Source organism: Pedobacter cryoconitis (genome assembly GCF_014200605.1).
In the GTDB taxonomy this organism is placed as follows: Bacteria; Bacteroidota; Bacteroidia; order Sphingobacteriales; family Sphingobacteriaceae; genus Pedobacter; species Pedobacter cryoconitis_B.
On the sequence record NZ_JACHCE010000005.1, the window covers coordinates 386,827 to 408,902 of the forward strand.

Consider the following 22,076-nt stretch of genomic DNA (forward strand, 5'->3'; position numbering starts at 1 on the left):
TAAATTAAAAGGTGAGTTTATTTAGCTTTCAAAGCTTTTAGAATAAGTTCAAATGTTTGCCATATAATTTCTTCGGATAGTATAAAAGGTTTTCCGCCTGATCTTTGTCCTTCATAATGCGCCCTGATCAATGCATGTAATGGTGAAAATGCTACAGACCAATAGACCTCAACTGGCAGTGATATGATTTCTCCGCGTTCGGTTGCATTTTTGATAAACAGATCAGACTGGTTGTCAAAATCATCACGAAAACCATTATATATCTTATCCTGATAAGAAGAGGAGCGGAGCAGATCGAAGAACAAACTTAAAACAGGGTTGGCTATCAGATATTCATATCTGTTTTTCCATTGTACCCTTAGGCCTGTCTCAAAGCGAGATTCCGGATCGAAACCCTGGATGACAGCCTGACGCATTTTACTGACTTCCTCACTGGCAATCTGTACAATAAGATCATCCTTATCCTTATAATAGATATACAAGGTGGCCATTGAAATGCCGCATTCTTTAGCCAGTTTGTTTGCACTGAAACTTTCAAAACCGTTTGTCACTAACATTTCGATCGTTTTTTCTTTAACCAGCTCTTCTTTTTCTTTATTCCTGGGACGCATGAATTTATATTTATGTTATCAAAGATAAGTGATTGATCTCTTACTAAAGAAGAATATTAATAATTTAATACATTATTTTATGATGAAATAATCACAGTTATACAATTTAAAGATCTTAACGTCAGTTTCTCTTTGAAGTTTATTTGTCAGTCAAACGTATTATTTTAAATCATTATAAATAACAACTGAACTGGAATTGGATCATGTTGTATGTTTGCTGTTTAAAATTATTCTAAATAAACACACCAGTATTTATGCTTTTTTCTACATCAAAAATCGTTGTAACAGCAATTCTCCTTATGTTGTTTACATCAGTTTCCTTCGCACAAAAAGGAGGAATTCAGGGAAATATAAAAACATCGGATGGTGTGCCAGTAGAACTGGCCACAGTAGCGATTAAGGGCGTTGGCAGTACAGCAACGGACAAAGACGGTCAATATCAATTAAAAAATATTCCGGCTGGTAATTATACCATCAGTGCACGTTTAGTCGGTTTAAATTCTGTAACTCAAAATGTAGTGGTCATTGCAGGAAAAACAACAAAGCAGGATATTATCTTTCATGCTTCCAGTGAGCAATTAAAAGAAGTTGTCGTGAGTGGAGGAAAGACCAATAAGTTTGCCGTAAAGGAAAGTAATTTTGTTGCAAAAATGCCTTTAAAGAATCTTGAAAACCCACAAGTCTATTCAGTTATTTCTAAAGAGCTGATGACAGAACAGGTGATTACCAATTATGATGATGCTTTAAAAAATGCACCTGGAATTGATAAATTATGGTCTTCTACAGGTCGAGGGAGCGATGGAGCGGGTTATTTCTCTTTAAGAGGTTTTGCAGTGCAACCTACACTGGTAAACGGACTTCCAGGACTAACTAACGGTAGCCTGGATGTTTCTAATATAGAGCGTATTGAAGTGCTGAAAGGTCCTTCCGGAACATTATATGGCAGTAGCCTGATTTCTTATGGCGGACTTATCAATACCGTGACCAAGCAGCCTTTTGATGGTACCGCAACAGATGTTACTTATACAGCAGGAAGTTATGGACTGAATAGGGTAACAGCAGATGTGAATACACCGCTTGATAAAAATCATAAAGTGCTTTTTAGAATGAACGCAGCTTATCAGGATGAAAATAGTTTTCAGGATGCAGGTTTTAAGAAAACAAGATTTATTGCGCCTTCTATTTCATACAAGGTAAATGATAAATTATCATTCTTATTGAATACCCAGTTTCTAAGTTCGGAAGGTACAAATCCAACAATGTTGTTTTTTGACAGAGCTACCCCTTTGAAAGTTAATACACTGGCTGGCTTGAATTATGATCCGAAACAATCATTTACCAATAATAATCTGAGTATTAAAACTCCGGTTGCCAGTATGCAAATACAAATGAATTATAAACTATCTGATGAGTGGAACTCTCAAACTGTAGTTTCCAGAGGTTCGGCAAAGTCTGATGGTTATTATTCTTATTTATATGAATCATCTAAGTCAGTTGCCGGATCTTCTAAATTTGACCGTTATATCAGCGATCAGAATTCTACAACAGAAACAACGGATATTCAACAGAATTTTACAGGTGATTTCCGTATTGGTGGGCTCCGAAATAGAATTGTAGCAGGACTAGACTATTTTAACAGGACATTTATCGATAATAGTTCTGCTTATGCAGGTCTTGGTCTTGTCACCCTTGGTGGAACGGATACTGGTATATTAACAAAGCAAAATGCTGATGCGGCAATTGCTGCAGCAGGCAGTGCTAATCAGAGTAATACAAATCAGCAGGTTTATAGTGCCTATGTTTCTGATGTTTTAAACTTTACACCGGCGCTTTCGGGGATGTTTAGCTTAAGAGTAGACAGATTTCAAAATGGTGGACAAACTGCTGCTGCAGCCGACAAATATTCGCAGACAGCATTATCACCTAAGTTTGGATTAGTCTACCAGGTATTAAAAGATAAACTTTCTGTTTTTGGAAATTATATGAATGGCTTTACGAATGTTCCTCCCGCAAATGTTTCTATTGATGGGGTTACTTCTACAAAGACTTTTAAACCAGAACATGCAAATCAATGGGAAACAGGTGTGAAAACCAATTTATTTGATGGTAAATTAACAGCCTCATTAAGTTATTATGATATTCAGGTAGCTAATGTAGTTTTGAACAGTGGCCAGAATAATGTTTCGCAGGGAGGTAATAATTACAGTAAAGGATTTGAAGCTGAAGTACAGGCTAATCCATTTCCAGGTTTTAATATTAATGCAGGCTATAGTAAAAACAAAAGTAAACTTACAGGTGCAAGTGATGATTATGAAGGCAGAAGACCTGAAAGTGCAGGTCCCGAAGATCTTGTCAATGTATGGTTGAGTTACAAAATAATGCATGGAACAGTAAAAGGTCTTGGTTTTGGCTTTGGTGGAAATTATGCCGGGAAAAATCTGATACTAAACAGGGCTACAACAGGTGTATTTACTTTGCCTTCGTATACTGTCCTGAATGCATCAGTTTCTTATGGTACAGGAGCTTTTACTTTTGCATTTAAAATGGATAACCTGACAAATAAAGAATATTATAAAGGCTGGAGCACAATCGAACCAATGCGACCAAGAACTGCAGTAGGATCAATCGGTTACCACTTTTAACCGTTAACAGGCTATACTGCTATCGTTTTATACAATACAGTATAGCCTGTGTTTATTTCAATACCAATATTTCGGTGTTTATTTTGTGTCTGGTAATTGTGCTCTGATTCCGGAAACCCGTAATAATCGGAGATATCCTCATTTTATTTTTGTGCTTTAATTTTTAACGGATGTTTGAAGAGTACAAAATAGAATTGTTAGATTTTTACCGGCAAAGAAAGATAGGAAATCAACTTTCCGATAATTTGGAAAATGTCCAGCGCTGGAAGTTAAGAAATGAGTGTCTTAGAATTTTTGCAGAGAAAAATACCAATAAAGATCAGGAAATTATAAAGGCTTTTTTTGATCCTTCAGGCGAATTTAATGATCCTGTAAGAAGTATTGAAAAAGTCGGATTAGATAAATTCAGACCTTTAATTAGCTTTTTACTGGAAGGGAAAAATATCAGGGATGATGCATCGGTAAAACTCCTTGCATGGTTAATGGATTTTGACTCTTACCAGGAATGGAAATCCAAAAAAGGAATGGCAATAATAGTGCCCCCTATTGTTGAGCCTCCCGTTGTTGAACCCCCCTCTGTTGAGCTTCCCACAGTTAATTCTCCTGTTATTGTTGATCCCGGTACTGTTGTTAATCCTCCGGTTAATGCTCCTGTTGATATTTCTGAAGTGCGTAATCCCTTACAGAAAATTCTTGACAAAATTATCGAAAGACCGCTTTCAATTAAAATAACTACTATCATTTGTATTACGTTTTTAGGAGTTGGTGGTTTTTTTTCGATGGGAATTACAACTGATACTATCAGACAGCCATTGGCAGATGAAAAATGTATGTATTGGACAGGCAGCCATTATGAGCCTGTTAAGTGTGATGAAAAGATCAAAAATGTAACTATTATTCCCATAAATCTCCGGACTTTAAATAGTTTAAAAAAAATTGATCTGACAGATACGTTAACCAGATATTCACTGGGAAAGGTTTGGTATTCGAAAATAGATGGCAAACGTGAATTCTTTACTGATAGTGGGGCGCATCCCATGAATCCCTATAAAAAGCTAAGGCCACTGAGTAAGTATATCTTAAGTAACTATATTTCTTACTATAGATATTTACTAACTTATTTAAAGTGGACAGTTTGTTTGATAGTTTTTGTTGTCCTGCTTATGGTCTGCATAATTTATCTTTTAAGGGAACAAAAGAAAAAGAGGCATTCATTAAATTAGGTTGATTTAATGAATAACCTCTAAATATATCTATTGCAGTTAATCATCTTTTTTTAGAATTTCTTCTATAATTATTTCCTGAACTCGTTTTGCTTCTTCTGTTAGCACGGAATGTCCGGCATTTTTAAATAGAAATATATTTTTTTCGGGTGCTTTTAAAATTTTAAAGTAATCCTTTGCGACGTTGAAATTTGTTTGTAAGTCTTTTTCCCCTAGAAAAAAGTATACCGGACAATTGATTTTTGGTAATTGTACAAAAAGATTTTGCCCGATTGCCTCACTCCATGTTGGCATCCATGTTTTTGACCAGTCTTCAACATATTGCTTTACAACAGTAGTGTCTTTATCTGCAAATGGATGGCCATCATAGCTAAACATCCATTTTCTTGAATAGTAGAGATGCTCATAATTATTAGAAGGAATTTTAACGGTGTTCAATTCTTTTTGAGCTATAATGTTACCTTTCTCTTTTGCATCAAGTTTTAATTTTTCCAGCAATATCTGTTCACTTTTTGTCTGGTTAATCACTGGACTGAATGCGATATAGGCATTTAAAAGTTCAGGATGTTTTTCGGCCATTTTAAATCCAAGAACGGTCCCCCAGGACTCCCCAACGAGGTATAATTTCTTATGATTGAATTTGTTCAAAAGTAGTTTTATTAATTCATAGGTGTCATTTTCCATTAATTTTAATGTAATGGGAACCGAAGACTTGTTTAGTTCAAGTGTTCTGCCTGTTTCTCTCTGATCCCATTGAACTACCAGAAATTTTTTTTGAAGAATGTCAGAGAAAATTTCTGCCTGTTTCATCCTTGAACTTCCAGGGCCACCATGCAAAAACAGTATAATTGGTAAGTCTTTATTTCCACTATAAGAGATAACCTGTTTAATATTGCCAACCATTAGGGTATCATAGCCGGGCTGAGATTGTGCAAATAAATTATTACTAAATAATAAAGTAATAAATAGGATAAGGATTCTGCTTTTCATCTTTTATTATAATATATTTTGTTGCTTTATGTATTGTGCTTAAGATTGGTTGCTGGTGATATTTAAATTCAGGTTATATTTTGTTTCTGATTAGCTAATATATGATATACTGATGTGTAATAAAAATTTACCGGATCATATTTTTAAATGGAATTGAATTTATTCTGTTGTGGAATTAGTGATGGCTTAATCCCATTTCCGTTTAGCCCTAAACTGAACGTTTCCCGGATTGATTGCAGAAAACCTGAAAATGATTTTTATTTAAACCAGATCTGATATTTTTTGTAAAATTGATTATAATATTTCATAACATTAATGAGTTGAACATTGTGAATGATGAGATATTATAATCATTACATATTATAAAAATTAATATTTACGAATTGAAAAGTCAGCAGATAGATATTATCAAGTTTCCTATATCGCCTTTGGCTAAAGCAGGTGTTCTGATCAAGAATATGGAGGATAATAGTCATGCTGCTGAGCATGATCATTCCAGGCCTCACCGTGATGATCACTATCTGCTGATGATTGCTACAAGTGGTCATTTTGTAATTAACATAGATTTTGAAAACAACATTATAACGGCACCTGCCATGGTGCTTATCTTTCCAGGCCAGATTCACCATATTGTTTCTGCCAGGGAACCATCAGGCTGGGGGATTAGCATAGATCAGGCACTTATTGATAAAGAATTTCAAATCATCATGGAAAGAGGTTTTCACCATTCATTATCATTAGACAGACAATCGGCCTTCTACAATCATACAGTGACTTTGATGGGAGAGATGGAGAAATTACAGACAACAGCAGCTAATCTATATGCTGTACGCGCCACGCATTCTATACTTGATGCCTTTCTTGGTTTACTTGCAGGTGAAATTGCAGCAGTTAATAATCATGGCAAGACAAAATCCAATCGGGGTGCAATAATTGAACAGTCTTTTATGCAATTGCTTAAAATACATTATAAAGATTGGAAGCAGCCAGCGAGGTATGCTTCTGAACTCAATATTTCCGTTGCACATTTATACGATACTATAAAAACTATAACTGGTGATTCTGTATCTGTCTATATTCAGCAATATTGCATGCTTGAAGCAAAAAGGCTGCTTTGCTTTACCAAATTTACAGTGAAGGAAATTGGTTATCAATTAGGTTATGAAGAACCTGTATATTTTGGTAAGTTGTTTAAAAAAGTTACGGGTTTAACTCCTTTGCAATTTCGCAGGCAATACCTCGATTAGGACTATCATTACAAGGTTTAGCTATATTTTCTGATACTTATATCTGCGTTCTTTGCCTTATAAAAGATATAAATATGAATAAGCAGATAAATATTCAGACTATTTTGGATACAGTGAGGCAAGCAGGAGACTTCTTTCTTGAAAATTATAAGCTTCATGCTATCCCTACCAATAAAGAACAGTTCTTTCTGGAACTTGGAGCAATTGACGAGCGCTGTATGGCGATCTTAAGGGCAGGATTAACTGATGAATTTCCAGATATTCCATGGAATACAGTTGATGAATTTGATAATGATGGGCAAAAAGAACCATTACTATTACCAGAATATTGGGTTTGTGATGCAATGGATGGTGCTATACAATATCTGCAGCATATTCCGGGATGGACGATCAATCTGGCATTGATTAGAAATGGAAATCTTCACTTTTCAGTGATTTATGATCCTTTATCAAATGAAATGTTTTGGGCCCGGGAGGGATCAGGTGCATTTATGAATGATAAACCGATTCGGCCTGTAGTTAAAACAGATACAGCTATTATGTTAGCTGTTTTTGAATATGGTCATCAGGAACCTGTTATCCCGGGGTTTAATCAAAAGCACGGTGCTGCTGTGACTGATCTGTTGAATAAATTTGGTGTAGTCCGGAATTATGGCCCGCATGGTTTGCAGCTGGCTTATGTTGGTGCTGGTAGAATCGATGTATTCCATCAATTAGGGTTAGATACCTTTAATTGGCTTGCCGGTATTTTAATTGCCAGAGAAGCCGGTGCTGATATATTGAACGCTGATGGGAATAGCTGGAAATGGGGAGATGAAAGCCTGGTTGTTTCTGCACCTGGTATTGCAGACAGTTTTAAAGGAGAAATTAACAGTTCACAATTTTAAAATTAAAACAAACATGAACATTACTATTATAGGGGCATCAGCGGGTGTAGGATTTGCTGCCGTTCAACAGGCATTGAATCAGGGACATCGGGTGACAGCTTTATCTACTCAGACAGCAAGTATACCTGATCACCCTCATTTGAACAAGGTTAATGGAAGTGCTGCGTCTGTGAGCGACCTGAAAAATGTGATGGCTGGTGCGCAGGCGTTAATCATTGCTATTGGTACTAAAAATAAAAAGCCTAACACTTTGTTCTCAGATACTGCCACTGCGTTGGTTAAAGCGGGTGAAGCATTGGATTTTAAGGCACCAATTATAGTTATTACTGGTTTTGGTGCAGGTGCCAGCAGTGGTTTTTTAAGTTTTTTTATGCGGACAGTGATCCGGATTTTCCTGAAACATCAATATAAGAATAAAACAATGATGGAAGAGATTATTGCGAAAAGTAACCTCAACTGGGAAATTGTCAGACCGGGAATGCTTACCAATGGTGCCTTAACGCAAAAGTATAAAGTGTTGCCAAATCTTTACAGAGGGATTAAAATCGGGAAAATTTCAAGAGCTGATGTGGCAGATTTTTTACTGCATGAAGCAGAAAGACCCACCATGCTTCAAAAATATCCTGCATTGACTTCCTAAAAAGAAACGGCAACGATTAATGAGCTTTGTAATTTAGACTTATGCCGGGGAAATTAAAATACAGGTTAAAGGATTATTTATTATTTTCGGAAACCTGAAAATCTAATATTATAACAAGTAATAGAAATCATTAAAAAGAAATAATATTCTTATGAGTAAAAAAATAGTCTCCGTATTTATAGCATTTGCGTGTATGTTGATCCTATGCAGTTTTGTGATATCCTATCCGTCTGATGAAAAAAAACAGGAAAATAAGATTGAAGGTAAGATTGCTTATAATAAGAAGAAACATAGCGTAACGTTATCCTGGCCAGCATTTGGCTCTTCAGGAAATTATGTAATCGTAAGAGGGGGCAGTCGTTTGGCATCAGATTTTATGTCAGTGGGCTCAACTTCCAAACTGACGTTTACAGATAATAAACCAAATGCAGATAAGTATGAAAACTATTATAAAATTACTCGTAATTCCATCACATTAATACTTTCGCTGGAGGGGCAGATTTTTGGTGACAATATGTATTTCTATGATAGGAAACATGAAAAAGCAGAAACAGCACGAAATGAAATTAATTCGCACTTTGGTGCAATTGGTTTAAGCGGATCAAATGGCGAGTGGACTACAAAACGTCAGGCATATTATTTCAAAGCAAATGTTGGTGGTCAGACTTACGATTCGGGTGGGTCGGGTTCTGCATCATCGGCAGAGGCTAACTCCATAGAATTAGGGTTCTATTCTCATATTGGAGGTTTGGGCAGAGTGCCTGCAGATGTTAAATTGGGTTCTGTATTTACCAGACCTCATCTTTCGGGTGGAGCAAATGCTACCTGTACATTTTGGCGTTCTATGGAAAACGTGTCAGTAATGCGGGATTTTGCCTGGACGGTTTCTCAATCAACCAGTGCAAGAAGAATGCTGATTGAAAGTACTTCGAAATATATTTCGGATGTTGGAGATACCAACTTCTGGGGGAGCGGTGGTTTTATTGCCGATACGCATTATACATCATCCAGACCAAACTGGGGTGGACAGCAGCAATGGTACACCAGAAATGCTATTTTCCCTTCAGGTTCGGGAGCTATGGGTGGATCGTATAATATGGTTTGGCAGGGTTGCGTTAATCCTCCACAAGCGGATAATGCCAATACTCCAATTCCTGCTACGCCTGTTATCAGAGAAAAACCTTTTCTTTTTATAGATAAAGATGGCGAATACAAAGTATTTGTTCCGGCATGGCAAAAGGATAGAACTGGGATTTCCTGGTCATCAGCAGCTATGGGGGAAGGCAAAATTCAGGATTTACTTACCGACTGGTATATTGCCAAAGAAGGTGATACTGATGCAGAAATCAATACTGCGCTAAAAGCAGGTAAAAATATATTTTTCGCACCAGGGCATTACTCCTTAAATGCCCCTATTCAGGTAAATAGAAAAGATGCAATACTTTTAGGTGCTGGTATAGCTTCGGTAACGCTTGAGCCTACGGAGAAAAACACCTGGGGATGTATTTATGCTGACGACAAAGATGGAATTATCATTGCCGGACTTTTGATGGATTCATTTAATAGTACGACTTATCAGGTTAGAATTGGTGAGGAAGGGGCAAAGGCAGACCATGCTGCAAATCCTATCTTACTCACAGACATCACCTGTAGAGTAGGTGGGGTTCAATCAAAAAATATTCAGATACATACCTCTATGCAGATAAACAGTAACAATGTGGTAGGTGACCACTTCTGGCTGTGGCGTGCCGACCATGGTTCGCAACGTGGCGGAGATTTGCGTTGGTTAAGGGATAGATGTAAAAATGGGCTTATCGTTACTGGCAATGATGTTACACTTTATGGCCTGTTTGCCGAGCATTATCAGGAATATGAAGTGTTATGGCTGGGAGAACGTGGCAGAACTTATTTTTTCCAGAACGAACCACCATACGATGCCCCAAATCAAGCAGGCTGGACCAGTCAGGGAGGCAGAGTTGATGGTTATGCAGCATTCAAGGTCGCTAATACTGTAAAAGCACATCATAGTATAGGAATGGGTTCTTATGCAGTTATCACAGGAACTGATGGTCATGTGAATAAGAAAAATGGTTTTGAAATACCTAATACCCCGAATGTGAAACTCGAAAAAATGTGTACCACCCGTTTTGCTGGTCCTGGTAATATCCAGAATGTTATCAATGGTATTGGCGGTAGCACGGCAACTGGTGTAAAACGTGTGGCATTATATAACAATGGTACAGGTGTACAACCTTATGACGAAGAATTTGATTTGCCCGGTCGTGAATCATATCCTGCGTATATTGGCATGGATAAGTAAATAGCAAGAGAGGATTTTACACCTATTTCTATGATAACACCTTTTTCAGTTAATGTCCCGCAACAAGTTTTGGATGATCTAAAATTAAGGTTAGAGCTAACCCGCTGGCCAGATGAGATAACGGGATCGGTTTGGAATTATGGCGCTGATCTTTCTTACATGAAAGAATTGATAAAGTACTGGCAGAATACGTTTGATTGGCGAAAAGTAGAAACTGAAATCAATTCTTATCCCAATTTTATGGCTGATATTGATGGGCACCAGATTCACTTTATGCATATCAAAGGTAAAGGTAAGCGGTCAGTGCCATTGATACTTACCCATGGATGGCCAGGTTCATTTTTGGAAATGATGAAGGTTATACCCTTACTGACTGAGGATCCGGATTTTTCTTTTGACCTGGTTATTCCGTCTGTTCCGGGATTTGGCTTCTCTGGTAAAATAACGCATCCTGGTTGTAATGGTGAATTTGTTGCAGATATCTGGCATCAGTTAATGATGGAACTTGGTTATCAGCGTTATGGTGCGCAGGGTGGTGATATAGGTTCAGGAATCAGCACATGGTTATCTTTAAAATATCCATCCAGTATTATTGGTTTGCATATCAATTATATCTCTGGTTCTTATAAGCCTTATATAGCAGATGGCGAACAGTTTTCTGATGAGGTGCTGGCTTTTCAGAAATCCATAGCGGAGTGGTCTGGCAGGGAAGGTGCATATTCTTATATACATGCTACGAAACCTTTGACAGTAGCATACGGTCTAAATGATTCTCCTGCCGGATTATGTGCATGGATCGTGGAAAAATTCAATGGTTGGAGTGATAATAACGGAAATATTGAAAATAGTTTTACCAAAGATGAATTGCTTGCCAATATCACCTTGTACTGGATCACACAAACTATACATTCCTCTATAAGGATTTATAATGAAAACAGTAAAAAACCATTGGTGTTTAAAAAGGATGAGTATATAGCAGTACCAGTTGGCTTTGCTAAATTTCCAAAGGAATTGCCTACTCCACCGCGTTCATATATTGAAAAAGGTTTTAATATTCGTCATTGGACAACGATGCCTGTTGGTGGTCACTTTGCTGCAGTGGAACAGCCTGAATTACTTTCAAAAGATATTATAAATTTCTTTTCAAAATTGGTTGGTTCTTAATCAAAGAATTGCGGTCAGCATTATTCATTTTATAAGAATTACCGCACCGTTTACCAGAAATAATTAACTATGCTGTCAGGAAAGAGTGTTATAATCAAGGGAATTTTAAGCTACTTTTTGGCTACATATTAACGGAATCAGGCTACTTTCCTTTCATGAAGATCGTAGAAATTTGTTTTATAAATAAAATAGAAACAAATGGAAGATCAAAAAGTATGGTACATAACCGGTGCCTCAAAGGGCTTAGGGCTGGCACTTGTTAAATTACTCCTCTCTAAGGGAAATAAGGTTGTTGCAACCACCAGGAATTTGAGTGTGTTTGATGAACTGTTGTTAGCATATCCTAATCATTTATTGCCTTTAGCGGTTGATATCACTTCGGATGAAAATGTTAAAGAAAGTATTCAGCAAACAATAACTCACTTTGGCGGGCTGGATGTAGTAGTGAATAATGCTGGTTATTCTATAGTAGGAAGCATGGAAGAGTTAACAGATCAGGAGTTTCGGGAAACAATAGATGTTAACCTGTTCGGCACTGTAAACGTGATCAGGGCTACTGTGCCATATTTCAGAAATCAGGGTTCTGGACATATAATAAATATTTCTTCTAATGCCGGTTATATAGGTTTTGCTAATGCTTCGAGCTACAACGCCGCCAAATTTGCTGTGATAGGTATTTCTGAAGCGCTGGCTGAGGAAACAAAGCAGTTTGGTATTAAGGTGACAGTAATCGCGCCAGGGCAATTCAGAACCAGCTTTATGGATTCACTGGTTTTTGCTGAAAATAAACTTCCGGTTTACAAGTTGGCGGAGGCAGAGAAAATGTGGCGTGAGTGCAGTGGAATGCAAAGGGGAGATCCCGCAAAGCTGGTGCAGATCATAGTTGACCTGGTAAATCTTCCTGAACCACCGCTGCATCTTTTATTGGGCCCGGATACTTATCAACTGGTTACTGAACATCGTGAAAAGGAAAAGCTGGAAATAGCTGTATGGAAAAATGTTACCTTGTCAACTGATTTTGATTAAACCACCTTATTGGAAAAGTCCTTTTTAGCTAAAGGCTTTCCTTTATTATTTTGTATTATGAGCAAACAGGCTTTTACTCCATATCAGATTCAATCGATCTCGGAACTACATCGTATACTGGAACTGCCAAAACCGAAGCATCCGCTGGTAAGTGTGATCGATTTTGAAAGGATTAAGTGTTACTCTGAGGAAAAATTGAGAAGCGTGTCCTATAATTTTTATTGCATTGCCGTTAAGAAGAATTTTGAAGGCAAAATGAAATACGGGCAGAATTATTATGATTTTGATGAAGGGCTGATGACTTTTTTTTCCCCTGGCCAGGTGGTGACCACAGAAATCAACTATGACAAAAAGCTATCTGGCTGGTGGCTGGTTGTTCATCCTGATTTTATTCAGCATACCTCTCTGGCAAAGAAGATAGCCGGTTACGGTTTTTTCTCCTATGCAGTGCATGAGGCTTTGCATTTGTCGGAAGATGAAGAGTCTATGCTGGAAGATATTATTAATAAGGTTGCGCTGGAATCCGTTTCCGCTACCGATCAATTTAGCCAGGATGTAATCATTTCTTATCTGGAACTTTTTTTAAATTACTGCAACCGTTTTTACAACCGGCAGTTCATTACCCGCAAACAGGCCAGTAATGATATGCTGAGCAAGCTGGAAGAATTGCTGGCTGCCTATTTCTCAAGTATGGAAACTACGCAAAATGGATTACCTACAGTACAATATCTGGCTGACCAGCTGAATGTGTCACCCAAATATTTAAGCGATATGTTAAAAGCGGTTACGGGGCAAAGCACACAGCAACATATCCATGATAAACTCATTGAAAAGGCCAAAGAGATTCTAAGCACCACATCGCAATCTGTAAGCGAGATTGCATACCAGTTAGGATTTGAACATCCGCAATCATTCAACAAGCTTTTTAAAAGTAAGACTAATACTTCTCCGCTTGAATTTCGGCATTCCTTTAATTAAGATGTCCCAATTGTCTGGATGGGTTAGGAAATGACCCTTTTTACCAGCTGATATGATTAAGGATTGTTAGCTTTGTTGTGAAATGATTTTATATTGCTACTATGATAGATTTATCTTACGCTGAACATCAAATTCATTGTGTCCCGAATTTTCAGGATCTTGTTTCTACGCCATTTAATGGAGAAATGAATGCGATTTGCTGGACTCGTAAGCTAATAGGTGATTTTTCTGAAATCGTTAAAAAGGTAGCGCTAAATGGAAATATAACTGAAGTTGAACAAGAAGAACTTCGTGAACTTCAGTTAAGCGAACAAGGACAATTTGCCCGTGAAATTCTCTTAAATGACTTGAAGGTATTGAAAGCTCATGGCGCATCACCAGTTCTTAATGTGATCAGTTACTATGACCGGGATGATAGCTATCCGCTTTTTCCAACTGATGTTTATTCTTTTCATGTAGATCGCTCTCCTATACCAACCGATACCTTTTTATGTACTTACTATGGTGATTCAAGTGAAATATTGCCAAATTCACAAGGCACACAGAAAATACTTATTCCAGAAATACGCGTTGAACTCGAAAAACTATATGATGGAGCAGATGAAGATTTCGAGTCCTTCTTAAGTGAAAATTTCTTTGATCTTCACTATCAGGCTAAACCTGATGCACGTCCAATAAGCTTAGGCCTTGGTCACCTTTGGAGATTGGCAGTTGATCATCCTGGAAGTCAGGTTCCCCCTTGTCTTCACCGTGCACCAAAGGAAGAATCCGGACAGAATAGGCTGTTGCTGATCTGTTAATCACTGCCTTTTAAAAATCGCAGCCACTTTACACGCATACTTGACATATAGCCATGGAACCGAAGGTCTATAGCAGGACAAAATAATTTACGTATTAAATATACAGACTTGTATATTTAATAGGTTATTTTACTATATGATCAGGAAAAGAGGACAAGTAGTAGCTGATAAAATTCTGGATACAGCAGAAAGACTGTTTTTTAAACAGGGTTATAATGTGACAGGAATTAACCAGGTGGTAGAAGAAGCTGACATTGCCAAAGCATCGTTATATAAACATTTCGAATCAAAAACTGACTTGTTACTAGCTTACCTGCAGCGTACACATGAACGCTGGTTTGATAGACTTGGAGACGATGTCAATAAAATAGCCGACCCCAAAGAAAAATTATTAACGCTATTTGACTATCACCGTGAACGTCAGCTAAAGAATGGATACAACGGCTGTCGCTTTATAAAAGCAAATGACGAAGCCGGGATGAGTGATGAACGGGTATTAGCGGAGATCCAGAAGGCAAAGCAGCACCTTAAGGATTTTATAGCTGAGTTGGTGGTTAATTCAGGACATCAAAAGCTTTTAACGGATAAAGAATTGACCGGTCTGATATTCATGATGCTGGAAGGAGGCATTGTCGCAGCCTCTATATTTAAACAGGCAGATGATTTGCAGTCGGCCAGGGCAATAATTCAAAAACTACTTTAAATGAAAAGAAATTAAAAATTAAATAGCCAGATAAAAAACAATTAAACCACATAATCATGAGTTTACGAAGGGATTTTATTAAAGCAGGGGCTGCCTTTGCGGCGGGCATTTTCATAAGTATCTTAAGTCTTCGGGCAGACGCTGTTCCCAGCAAAGATCAAAGGCTAAGTTTAAAGCAAAAAGAGCCAGTATTAACTTCGCATACATTTACCTCAAAGCGCACTACGACGCATTATTGGGAAGCCGGGCCAGCTAATGGTCCATTGATGATCTTTGTTCACGGGTGGCCGGAGATTGGATTAGTGTGGCGTGCACAAATGGAAGCCTTTGCCGCCGAAGGATGGCGATGTATTGCACCTGACCTGCGCGGTTTCGGTGATTCATCGGTACCCAGGGTAAAAGGAGCTTATGCTATTAAGGAAATCGTTAATGACATGGTAGAACTTAATGCCCACCTGGGTGGTAAAGCAGCAATTTGGGTCGGACACGATTGGGGAAGTGTGGTAGCCGGATCTCTTGCTGCACATTACCCTAAGATCAGCCGGGGGATAGTACTGTTGTCTGTACCTTATTTGCCGGATGGCTGGGCATTGCCAAATTTGATACCGCTGGTTGACCGAACCCTTTACCCCGCCAATAAATATCCGGACGGACAATGGGACTACTGGCGTTTCTACCTGACCCATTTTGACCAGGCAGTGAGCGACATGGATGCTGATGTGCCGGCAACACTTGCATCTATCTTTACGAAGGGCGTTGCTGCCTCAGCCGGAAAATTGTCTCCTTCAGCGTTAGTGACTGCCCATGGCGGACGTTATGGTACTGCGCACCGGGCACCCGCAACGAAGCCAGACTATACTTTATGGCCTAAACCTGATTTCGATGCCCTGGTTGCTGCATTCAAAAAAACAGGTTTCCGTCCATGTAATTCCTATTATCTGAATGATGATGCCAACATTGCTTACGCTAAAACTGCGCTAAACAAGGGTAAGCTGAGCCTGCCTGTTCTATTTGTCAATGATGAATATGAACCGTTTTCGAATATTAATCTCAGTAAAATAGGAAATCCTATGCGGGCAGCCTGTTCAAATCTTACCGTGATCGATCAGCCTTCGGGACATTGGGTAGCTTTGGAGCGTAAACACGAAATTATAGAGACTATACGCTCATGGGTTAAATTGAATGAGCTGAAGTAACAATTAAAAATGGAACATTAAATAGGGCACGTTTTCCTTGATTTTAATATCAGGTAATAAAAAAAATAATCTTCAGAATGATAAATTCAATTTATTGTATCTTTCTGAAAAAAATATATGAAGAAAATCAAACTACTAATTCTAACCCTTTTTATTGCCAATTTCAGTTACGCACAAACCACATTAATGGATAGTTTAATTCAAAAAAACTACTCCACCTTTAAAAAAAACAATAACAACGCTTTCGAAGGCAAAGGATGGATTACCCTACTGGATGAAATCAGCAAAAACAATTCTGTGTTATTGGGTGAGTCACATTTCAGCAATGAAGTACCTTACTTCACAAATGCGATTATCAATAATATTAAGTTCGACAACTATATTCTGGAAATTGATCCATATACAATCAATACAATATCAGCAAAAATTAAATCCTTATCTCCTGCTGAACTGGACAAATTCCGTAATGAATCAGGTTCAGCTTTATCTTTTTTACAAGGTGAAGCTGAGTTTGATTTATTCAAAAACATAGTTCAGCAGAATATCAAACCATATGGAACTGAGCAAATTAGTTTATTTTCAGACCGGTTACTGCTTTCTGAATTAAGTAACCAATCCAAAAATGCTAAAGCAAAAGAAATTTATAAGCAGATGATTGCTAATTCCGCTGCTTATGACACAAAAAATAATACCACATTCTATTTGTTCTCTGACGATTGTCTGGCAAAAATGAACGCATTGAGTGCGCTGAATTTATCAGCCAACGAAAAAGAGCAGCTTGAAGCGCTAAAATTAAGCAGGGAACTATATTTAAATCGAATTCATCGTTTAAGAGTTCAATACATAAAACATCTTGTTTTTGAAAAATTCCCCGAATGGAAAGACAAAAAGAATCTTTTCAAATTTGGTGCTAATCACATGCCTAAAGGAGAGAGTCTAATGGAAGTATTCGATATTGGCAACCTGGTTTCCAATATTGAAGAGGCAAATTACCGGAAGTCATTACACATTATGGTCTTTGGAAAGGAAGAAGGTGAAACACTGGCTGATTTAGATGAATATAAATCTTTCTTAACCGTGGTAAAAGATGACAATTGGTATGCCTATGACTTAAGACCCCTTAAACAGGCAATCTCTAAAAAGAAGCTTAAAGTAGAGAATTTGGAGATGGAAAGAATTATAAAAGGTTACGACTATTTAGTTTTCATTCCAAAGATTACTAAAACTTCAAAAAGAGGCAAAATAGACCATTAAATTTTTATCTGTTCATAAATTACAAAAGGAATGTTTGAGGGTTTGAATAAAAAATTTTTGTAGCTAATTGTTTTTATTCTCTGCGTCTTTATTATATTTCCTTATTGCACTATAAAAACGGTTTTTTTTAACAATCTCCAAAGCATCTTTGTCCCGTCCAACTATAGCTTCGAGATTTTCTTCGTTTAACTTTACGATAGGGCCATCATTTAATTGTATGGCTACAATTGTTGCCGGGTTGAAATTAGGTTCTGAATCGCTCAGGAAGGAATAGGCACTTATTGGCCCTGTTATCATTTTAAACATCCAGCAACTATCTGTTGGTACGCCATTAATGTGCACCGCCCGTGTAAAAGCTTTTCTTATTTCAGGACGGGAAATACTAATGGTTTGGTCGGGATAAATTTTTTGTTGACGACGGCTATCTGATTTTGGAAATTTTTTATCAATTGCCAACAAGTAAGTTTTATGTAAAACAGTATCGTTATAAATTTTTGAATGAACCGTTATTTTTGAACTGTCTTTCTTTAAAGTAACTTCAAACGGATATTGACCATTATAAACAGGAATACCATTGTTCATGCCTGTCAATGACATAGTTGTGAGTTGCTGGTTAATGGTGTTTTGCGTGTTGAACTGCTGAAAATTAATCTGTTGCTGGATGGCTACCTGCTGATTAAACATATCGGCTGCTTCAATGGATTGAGCAGATGAAGTGTTCCTGGCAGCAAGAAGAAATAATGCCAAAAACAAAAAACGAGTATTTTTTAAATGACATAACATGGTGATGATATTAATTATCATAAAGTTAGAGAAAACTAATCCTTTTTAGCAAATGTAATTAGCTACCTATCAGATTGTAGTGCTTTTTTTACAATATCATTGTGCTGGATGCCATAGTGGCTACTGAGGAATACTCACAAATAAAATGGGGCACCGAATAGGGCACGTTTTTCTTGATTTCGATTGAGATAGATAGGGTTGAAATAAAACAAAAAAACCTTAAATCATATGATTTAAGGTTTTTTGACTCGATTAGTATCGATTTTGTCGGGGTGGCAGGATTCGAACCTACGACCTCCTGCTCCCAAAGCAGGCGCGATACCGGGCTACGCTACACCCCGAAAAAATGGTATCACCTTTATTATTCCTCTTGCGAAGGATCTGCTGATAATTACTTATTTGCAGAAACCAATTTCGATTAATCATAAATGATTTTTCTGATTTGGTGTGCAACAAAGGTAAGTAAAGAATTGACATTTTTACTGCTCACAACTATTTAAAACGTAAAAAACTCTTAATGTGTTGCTTTTCAAGGAGAAAAAATTTCAAGTAAGATGCCGTTATAGCCTAAACCAGGCTATGCCATCAGTTTTTTTCTCCGATAATGTCTGAAAATAAAATATCCGGCAGCTATAACCAATAATATGGCCCATAAATTAGCCAGTATCAGAATGAATTCTTTGAATAAACTCCAGCCATTTTCAAAACTCAGCCAGAAACGTTTGAAAAAGTCGGGGCGATAATCGGCTAATTCATCATTGACCACGATCATTTTTTTTACGGTATTATCCTGATAGAAATTTAAAGTAATCGTACTGTACCGCACATTCCTGTCGGTAAGCAGATTATTGGCCTTATTATCTACATATTCATCTTTTAGTGCTAAAGATCTTTCAGCGACACCAGTCTTTTTCCCTGAAACAGAATTGTTCAATTGAGTTACGGCTTCCAGTTTATTTCTGTTTTTCAATTGATTACTCAGGTAATTGATGCTCTGATCATCTTGTTTTAAAGACTGATCATCAATAAACACCGCCATTTTAGCTATCTGATTTGTAAAATCATCCAGTTTCTCTGCGGGGATTTTAGCTACAACCAAACCTTCTACGCGGTAAGAAATCAGTTCCAGTAAAGAATCAGCAGAGTATTTTACTTTTTCATTTTGTCTGATCTGGCTATGCGTATTAAATTCAGCAATTGTCCCGCCTTCAGCCCTCAGTATACTTCCTAATTTTTCTTTAGTAGACTGCACATCCTTTACCCTGAATCTCATATCCGCCGTTTTAACAATCTTTTCGGCCATCGGGGTATCTGATGACGAGGTAGAACTCTGTTTTTGACTATCAGCAGTTTCATAAGCACCTGATTTTTTTTCACTGTTGCAACTCAGCACAGTTAAACTTAGTATTCCATAAATCAAATATTTCTTCATCATATTAAGAATTAGAGGTTTCCCTTAATACAGTTATAGCCTGTTAAGTAACCCTATTGTCACGAACATAATATCAGAACCCTCTGCAGATAATTTAAACAGTCTTTGCCCCGAACTAATCTTCCATATTGGGAATAAACCCTTCCATTATGGAAGGGTTTTCTGATACCTCATTTTCATGAAAAACCCAATTAATAGCTTAAAATGTTGAAAAATAGCTATTTACAGCTGTGTGTTTTTCTTTGGTATACCTATTGGATAAGGCCATGAAAAATAAAGACAATGATGACTGTACTACTTTTAATCGCCCTCCTGGTCCTGACATGGATCTGCTACAAATCAATCGACTGGTTCGAAAAAATCTAACATTATGATCGCACTATTTATTATCGCAATCGCAGTATTTATCTATATGATTTACGTGCTGATTAAACCCGAAAAATTTTAATTGAACGCTATGAACACTGAATTATTTGGAATCTTCGCTACCTACCTGCTTACCCTGGTTATAGCTATTCCTTTAGGTAAATACCTTGCAAAGGTATTCGCTGGTGAAAAAGTCTGGACAGACTTTCTAAAACCTATTGAATCCGGTATCTACAAACTTTCCGGGATTAACCCAAACGAGCAGATGAATTGGAAACAGCACATGAAAGCGCTGATGACCATCAACCTGGTTTGGTTAGTTTACGGATTTTTTGTTTTAATGTATCAGGACAAGCTGCCACTTAATCCTGACGGCAATCCGGGCATGAGCCCTGATCTGGCCTTTAACTCTATTATTAGTTTCGTTGTTAACTGTAACCTGCAGCATTATTCTGGAGAAAGTGGTGTGACTTATCTTACACAGCACTTTATCATGATGTTTTTGCAGTTTGTAAGTGCCGCAACTGGTATTGCAGCTGCTGTAGTCTTTTTTAAAGCCTTCAGAGATAAAACATCTACTAACCTGGGGAACTTCTGGGAATTCTTTGTTAAATCAATTACCAGGTTATTATTGCCACTTTCATTAGTAATGGCAATCATACTTGCTTTCTCAGGTACACCGACCAGTTATGAAGGGAAAGACAAATTTATATCACTTCAGGGCGATACCGTAAACGTATCAAGAGGTCCTGCAGCTGCATTTGTAGCTATTAAACACTTAGGCACAAACGGTGGTGGCTGGTTTGGTACAAACTCTGCACACCCTTTAGAAAATCCATCCTATTTTACTAACTCGGTAGAGCTGATTGCACAGGTAATTATTCCTATAGCAATGGTTATTGCCTTTGGTATTTTTATCAGACGCAGAAAATTATCATGGATGATATTCGGTGTAATGACTATTGGTATGTTATTACTGCTTATTCCAACAGTAAGCAGTGAGCTGGGCGGTAATCCTGCAATCGCGAAAATGGGCGTATCGCAGTTATCCGGTGCTATGGAAGGTAAAGAAGTACGGTTCGGACCAGCAATCAGTGGTTACTGGAGTACAGTTACTACCATTATCTCTACAGGATCTGTAAACAGTATGCATGACAGTACAATGCCACTGACAGGTTTCTGGCAACTGCTTGGGATGATGATCAACTCATTTTACGGAGGTTGTGGGGTAGGGGTACTCAATTATTTCATCTATCTGATCATTGCCGTATTTATATCTGGTTTAATGGTAGGGCGTACACCAGAATTCCTGGGACATAAAGTAGAAGCAAGAGAGATAAAAATTGCCGCACTGATTACCTTATTGAGTCCTTTTCTGATTCTGGCAGGTACAGCATTATCAAGTTTTATTGTCGTTAATCATGCCGATGCAGCATGGGCAGTGCAACCAAAATCATGGTTAAATAACCCAGGCTTCCATGGTTTCTCAGAAATGTTATACGAAATGACTTCTTCTAATGCAAACAACGGTTCTGGTTTTGAAGGTCTGGGTGATAACAATGTGTTCTGGAATGTATCTACAGGATTTGTATTGTTCCTGGGCAGGTTCTTACCAATTATCGGTCCTATAGCTATCGCTGGATTACTGGGTGCTAAAAAATATATCCCTGAATCGGCTGGTACTTTAAAAGCAGACACGCTGACTTTCAGTCTGATGACTTTTGCGGTGATCATTGTGTTGAATGCCCTTTCTTATTTCCCTGCCCTGACTTTAGGTCCGCTGGCAGAATATTTTACCCTGATTAAATAGAATA

Annotated in this window: 19 protein-coding genes and 1 tRNA gene; 15 read left to right on the forward strand and 5 right to left on the reverse strand. The window is 37.6% G+C overall.

Annotated features, from left to right (window positions below):
- Positions 1 to 17 precede the first annotated feature (17 nt).
- A complete protein-coding gene (locus HDE68_RS17260) occupies positions 18 to 611 on the reverse strand; it encodes a TetR/AcrR family transcriptional regulator (protein ID WP_183883461.1) in 594 nt (197 codons plus the stop codon).
- Between the two features lie 254 nt (positions 612 to 865).
- Here HDE68_RS17260 and HDE68_RS17265 point away from each other — a divergent pair, with 254 nt between their 5' ends.
- Together HDE68_RS17265 and HDE68_RS17270 are read left to right on the forward strand one after the other, a co-directional pair.
- Positions 866 to 3,253, forward strand: coding sequence for a TonB-dependent receptor (locus tag HDE68_RS17265; protein ID WP_183883462.1), 2,388 nt, complete (start codon positions 866 to 868; stop codon positions 3,251 to 3,253).
- Positions 3,254 to 3,423: 170 nt separating this feature from the next.
- Positions 3,424 to 4,476, forward strand: a complete 1,053-nt coding sequence (locus tag HDE68_RS17270; protein ID WP_183883463.1) for a hypothetical protein — start codon at positions 3,424 to 3,426, stop codon at positions 4,474 to 4,476.
- Positions 4,477 to 4,515: 39 nt separating this feature from the next.
- Here HDE68_RS17270 and HDE68_RS17275 read toward each other — a convergent pair whose 3' ends face one another.
- Entirely contained in the window at positions 4,516 to 5,466 is a 951-nt protein-coding gene (locus HDE68_RS17275) for an alpha/beta fold hydrolase (protein ID WP_183883464.1), read from the reverse strand.
- 383 nt (positions 5,467 to 5,849) lie between these two features.
- On the opposite strand from HDE68_RS17275, the gene HDE68_RS17280 reads away from it, so the two are divergent.
- The 11 genes from HDE68_RS17280 to HDE68_RS17330 all read left to right on the forward strand — a co-directional run bounded on the left by HDE68_RS17280 (position 5,850) and on the right by HDE68_RS17330 (position 17,681).
- On the forward strand, positions 5,850 to 6,713 hold the full coding sequence (locus HDE68_RS17280; protein ID WP_183883465.1) for a helix-turn-helix domain-containing protein: 864 nt from the start codon (positions 5,850 to 5,852) through the stop codon (positions 6,711 to 6,713).
- A 74-nt stretch (positions 6,714 to 6,787) separates the two neighbouring features.
- Positions 6,788 to 7,600 (forward strand): inositol monophosphatase family protein, encoded by an 813-nt coding sequence (locus tag HDE68_RS17285; protein ID WP_183883466.1) that lies wholly within the window; start codon positions 6,788 to 6,790, stop codon positions 7,598 to 7,600.
- A gap of 13 nt (positions 7,601 to 7,613) precedes the next feature.
- Positions 7,614 to 8,240: an NAD(P)-dependent oxidoreductase gene (locus HDE68_RS17290; protein WP_183883467.1), complete on the forward strand. Its 627-nt coding sequence runs from the start codon at positions 7,614 to 7,616 to the stop codon at positions 8,238 to 8,240.
- Between the two features lie 151 nt (positions 8,241 to 8,391).
- The gene (locus HDE68_RS17295) at positions 8,392 to 10,560 is read left to right on the forward strand and encodes a hypothetical protein (RefSeq protein ID WP_183883468.1); all 2,169 of its coding nucleotides are present in this window, start codon (positions 8,392 to 8,394) and stop codon (positions 10,558 to 10,560) included.
- 30 nt (positions 10,561 to 10,590) lie between these two features.
- Positions 10,591 to 11,724 (forward strand): epoxide hydrolase family protein, encoded by a 1,134-nt coding sequence (locus tag HDE68_RS17300; protein ID WP_183883469.1) that lies wholly within the window; start codon positions 10,591 to 10,593, stop codon positions 11,722 to 11,724.
- 198 nt (positions 11,725 to 11,922) lie between these two features.
- Positions 11,923 to 12,750, forward strand: coding sequence for an SDR family NAD(P)-dependent oxidoreductase (locus HDE68_RS17305; protein ID WP_183883470.1), 828 nt, complete (start codon positions 11,923 to 11,925; stop codon positions 12,748 to 12,750).
- A 57-nt stretch (positions 12,751 to 12,807) separates the two neighbouring features.
- Positions 12,808 to 13,728, forward strand: a complete 921-nt coding sequence (locus HDE68_RS17310; RefSeq protein WP_183883471.1) for a helix-turn-helix domain-containing protein — start codon at positions 12,808 to 12,810, stop codon at positions 13,726 to 13,728.
- Positions 13,729 to 13,829: 101 nt separating this feature from the next.
- A complete protein-coding gene (locus HDE68_RS17315) occupies positions 13,830 to 14,528 on the forward strand; it encodes a hypothetical protein (RefSeq protein WP_183883472.1) in 699 nt (232 codons plus the stop codon).
- Between the two features lie 136 nt (positions 14,529 to 14,664).
- Positions 14,665 to 15,231 carry a TetR/AcrR family transcriptional regulator gene (locus HDE68_RS17320; RefSeq protein ID WP_183883473.1) on the forward strand — a complete coding sequence of 189 codons (567 nt, stop codon included), beginning with the start codon at positions 14,665 to 14,667 and terminating at the stop codon, positions 15,229 to 15,231.
- 56 nt (positions 15,232 to 15,287) lie between these two features.
- Positions 15,288 to 16,427 carry an alpha/beta hydrolase gene (locus tag HDE68_RS17325; RefSeq protein WP_183883474.1) on the forward strand — a complete coding sequence of 380 codons (1,140 nt, stop codon included), beginning with the start codon at positions 15,288 to 15,290 and terminating at the stop codon, positions 16,425 to 16,427.
- Between the two features lie 117 nt (positions 16,428 to 16,544).
- Positions 16,545 to 17,681, forward strand: a complete 1,137-nt coding sequence (locus tag HDE68_RS17330) for a hypothetical protein (protein WP_183883475.1) — start codon at positions 16,545 to 16,547, stop codon at positions 17,679 to 17,681.
- 63 nt (positions 17,682 to 17,744) lie between these two features.
- Here HDE68_RS17330 and HDE68_RS17335 read toward each other — a convergent pair whose 3' ends face one another.
- The 3 genes from HDE68_RS17335 to HDE68_RS17345 all read right to left on the reverse strand — a co-directional run bounded on the left by HDE68_RS17335 (position 17,745) and on the right by HDE68_RS17345 (position 19,899).
- The gene (locus HDE68_RS17335) at positions 17,745 to 18,485 is read right to left on the reverse strand and encodes a hypothetical protein (RefSeq protein ID WP_183883476.1); all 741 of its coding nucleotides are present in this window, start codon (positions 18,483 to 18,485) and stop codon (positions 17,745 to 17,747) included.
- A gap of 246 nt (positions 18,486 to 18,731) precedes the next feature.
- Positions 18,732 to 18,805, reverse strand: a tRNA-Pro gene (locus HDE68_RS17340).
- Positions 18,806 to 19,041: 236 nt separating this feature from the next.
- Positions 19,042 to 19,899, reverse strand: a complete 858-nt coding sequence (locus tag HDE68_RS17345; protein ID WP_260171798.1) for a DUF4349 domain-containing protein — start codon at positions 19,897 to 19,899, stop codon at positions 19,042 to 19,044.
- A 367-nt stretch (positions 19,900 to 20,266) separates the two neighbouring features.
- Between HDE68_RS17345 and HDE68_RS17350 the strand changes: the two genes are divergently transcribed.
- Both HDE68_RS17350 and kdpA read left to right on the forward strand, forming a co-directional pair.
- Positions 20,267 to 20,344, forward strand: coding sequence for a potassium-transporting ATPase subunit F (locus HDE68_RS17350; protein ID WP_082035969.1), 78 nt, complete (start codon positions 20,267 to 20,269; stop codon positions 20,342 to 20,344).
- A 9-nt stretch (positions 20,345 to 20,353) separates the two neighbouring features.
- Entirely contained in the window at positions 20,354 to 22,072 is a 1,719-nt protein-coding gene (gene kdpA, locus HDE68_RS17355; RefSeq protein WP_183883477.1) for a potassium-transporting ATPase subunit KdpA, read from the forward strand.
- Positions 22,073 to 22,076 lie beyond the last annotated feature (4 nt).

Coding starts and splice junctions, on each gene's coding strand:
- HDE68_RS17320 (WP_183883473.1), top strand. CDS start 14,665: ATGATCAGGAAAAGAGGACAAGTAGTAGCTGATAAAATTCTGGATACA.
- HDE68_RS17260 (WP_183883461.1), bottom strand. CDS start 611: ATGCGTCCCAGGAATAAAGAAAAAGAAGAGCTGGTTAAAGAAAAAACG.
- HDE68_RS17305 (WP_183883470.1), top strand. CDS start 11,923: ATGGAAGATCAAAAAGTATGGTACATAACCGGTGCCTCAAAGGGCTTA.
- HDE68_RS17335 (WP_183883476.1), bottom strand. CDS start 18,485: ATGATAATTAATATCATCACCATGTTATGTCATTTAAAAAATACTCGT.
- HDE68_RS17275 (WP_183883464.1), bottom strand. CDS start 5,466: ATGAAAAGCAGAATCCTTATCCTATTTATTACTTTATTATTTAGTAAT.
- HDE68_RS17350 (WP_082035969.1), top strand. CDS start 20,267: ATGATCGCACTATTTATTATCGCAATCGCAGTATTTATCTATATGATT.
- HDE68_RS17295 (WP_183883468.1), top strand. CDS start 8,392: ATGAGTAAAAAAATAGTCTCCGTATTTATAGCATTTGCGTGTATGTTG.
- HDE68_RS17265 (WP_183883462.1), top strand. CDS start 866: ATGCTTTTTTCTACATCAAAAATCGTTGTAACAGCAATTCTCCTTATG.
- HDE68_RS17290 (WP_183883467.1), top strand. CDS start 7,614: ATGAACATTACTATTATAGGGGCATCAGCGGGTGTAGGATTTGCTGCC.
- HDE68_RS17315 (WP_183883472.1), top strand. CDS start 13,830: ATGATAGATTTATCTTACGCTGAACATCAAATTCATTGTGTCCCGAAT.
- HDE68_RS17325 (WP_183883474.1), top strand. CDS start 15,288: ATGAGTTTACGAAGGGATTTTATTAAAGCAGGGGCTGCCTTTGCGGCG.
- HDE68_RS17345 (WP_260171798.1), bottom strand. CDS start 19,899: ATGATGAAGAAATATTTGATTTATGGAATACTAAGTTTAACTGTGCTG.
- HDE68_RS17300 (WP_183883469.1), top strand. CDS start 10,591: ATGATAACACCTTTTTCAGTTAATGTCCCGCAACAAGTTTTGGATGAT.
- HDE68_RS17270 (WP_183883463.1), top strand. CDS start 3,424: ATGTTTGAAGAGTACAAAATAGAATTGTTAGATTTTTACCGGCAAAGA.
- HDE68_RS17310 (WP_183883471.1), top strand. CDS start 12,808: ATGAGCAAACAGGCTTTTACTCCATATCAGATTCAATCGATCTCGGAA.
- HDE68_RS17330 (WP_183883475.1), top strand. CDS start 16,545: ATGAAGAAAATCAAACTACTAATTCTAACCCTTTTTATTGCCAATTTC.
- kdpA (WP_183883477.1), top strand. CDS start 20,354: ATGAACACTGAATTATTTGGAATCTTCGCTACCTACCTGCTTACCCTG.
- HDE68_RS17285 (WP_183883466.1), top strand. CDS start 6,788: ATGAATAAGCAGATAAATATTCAGACTATTTTGGATACAGTGAGGCAA.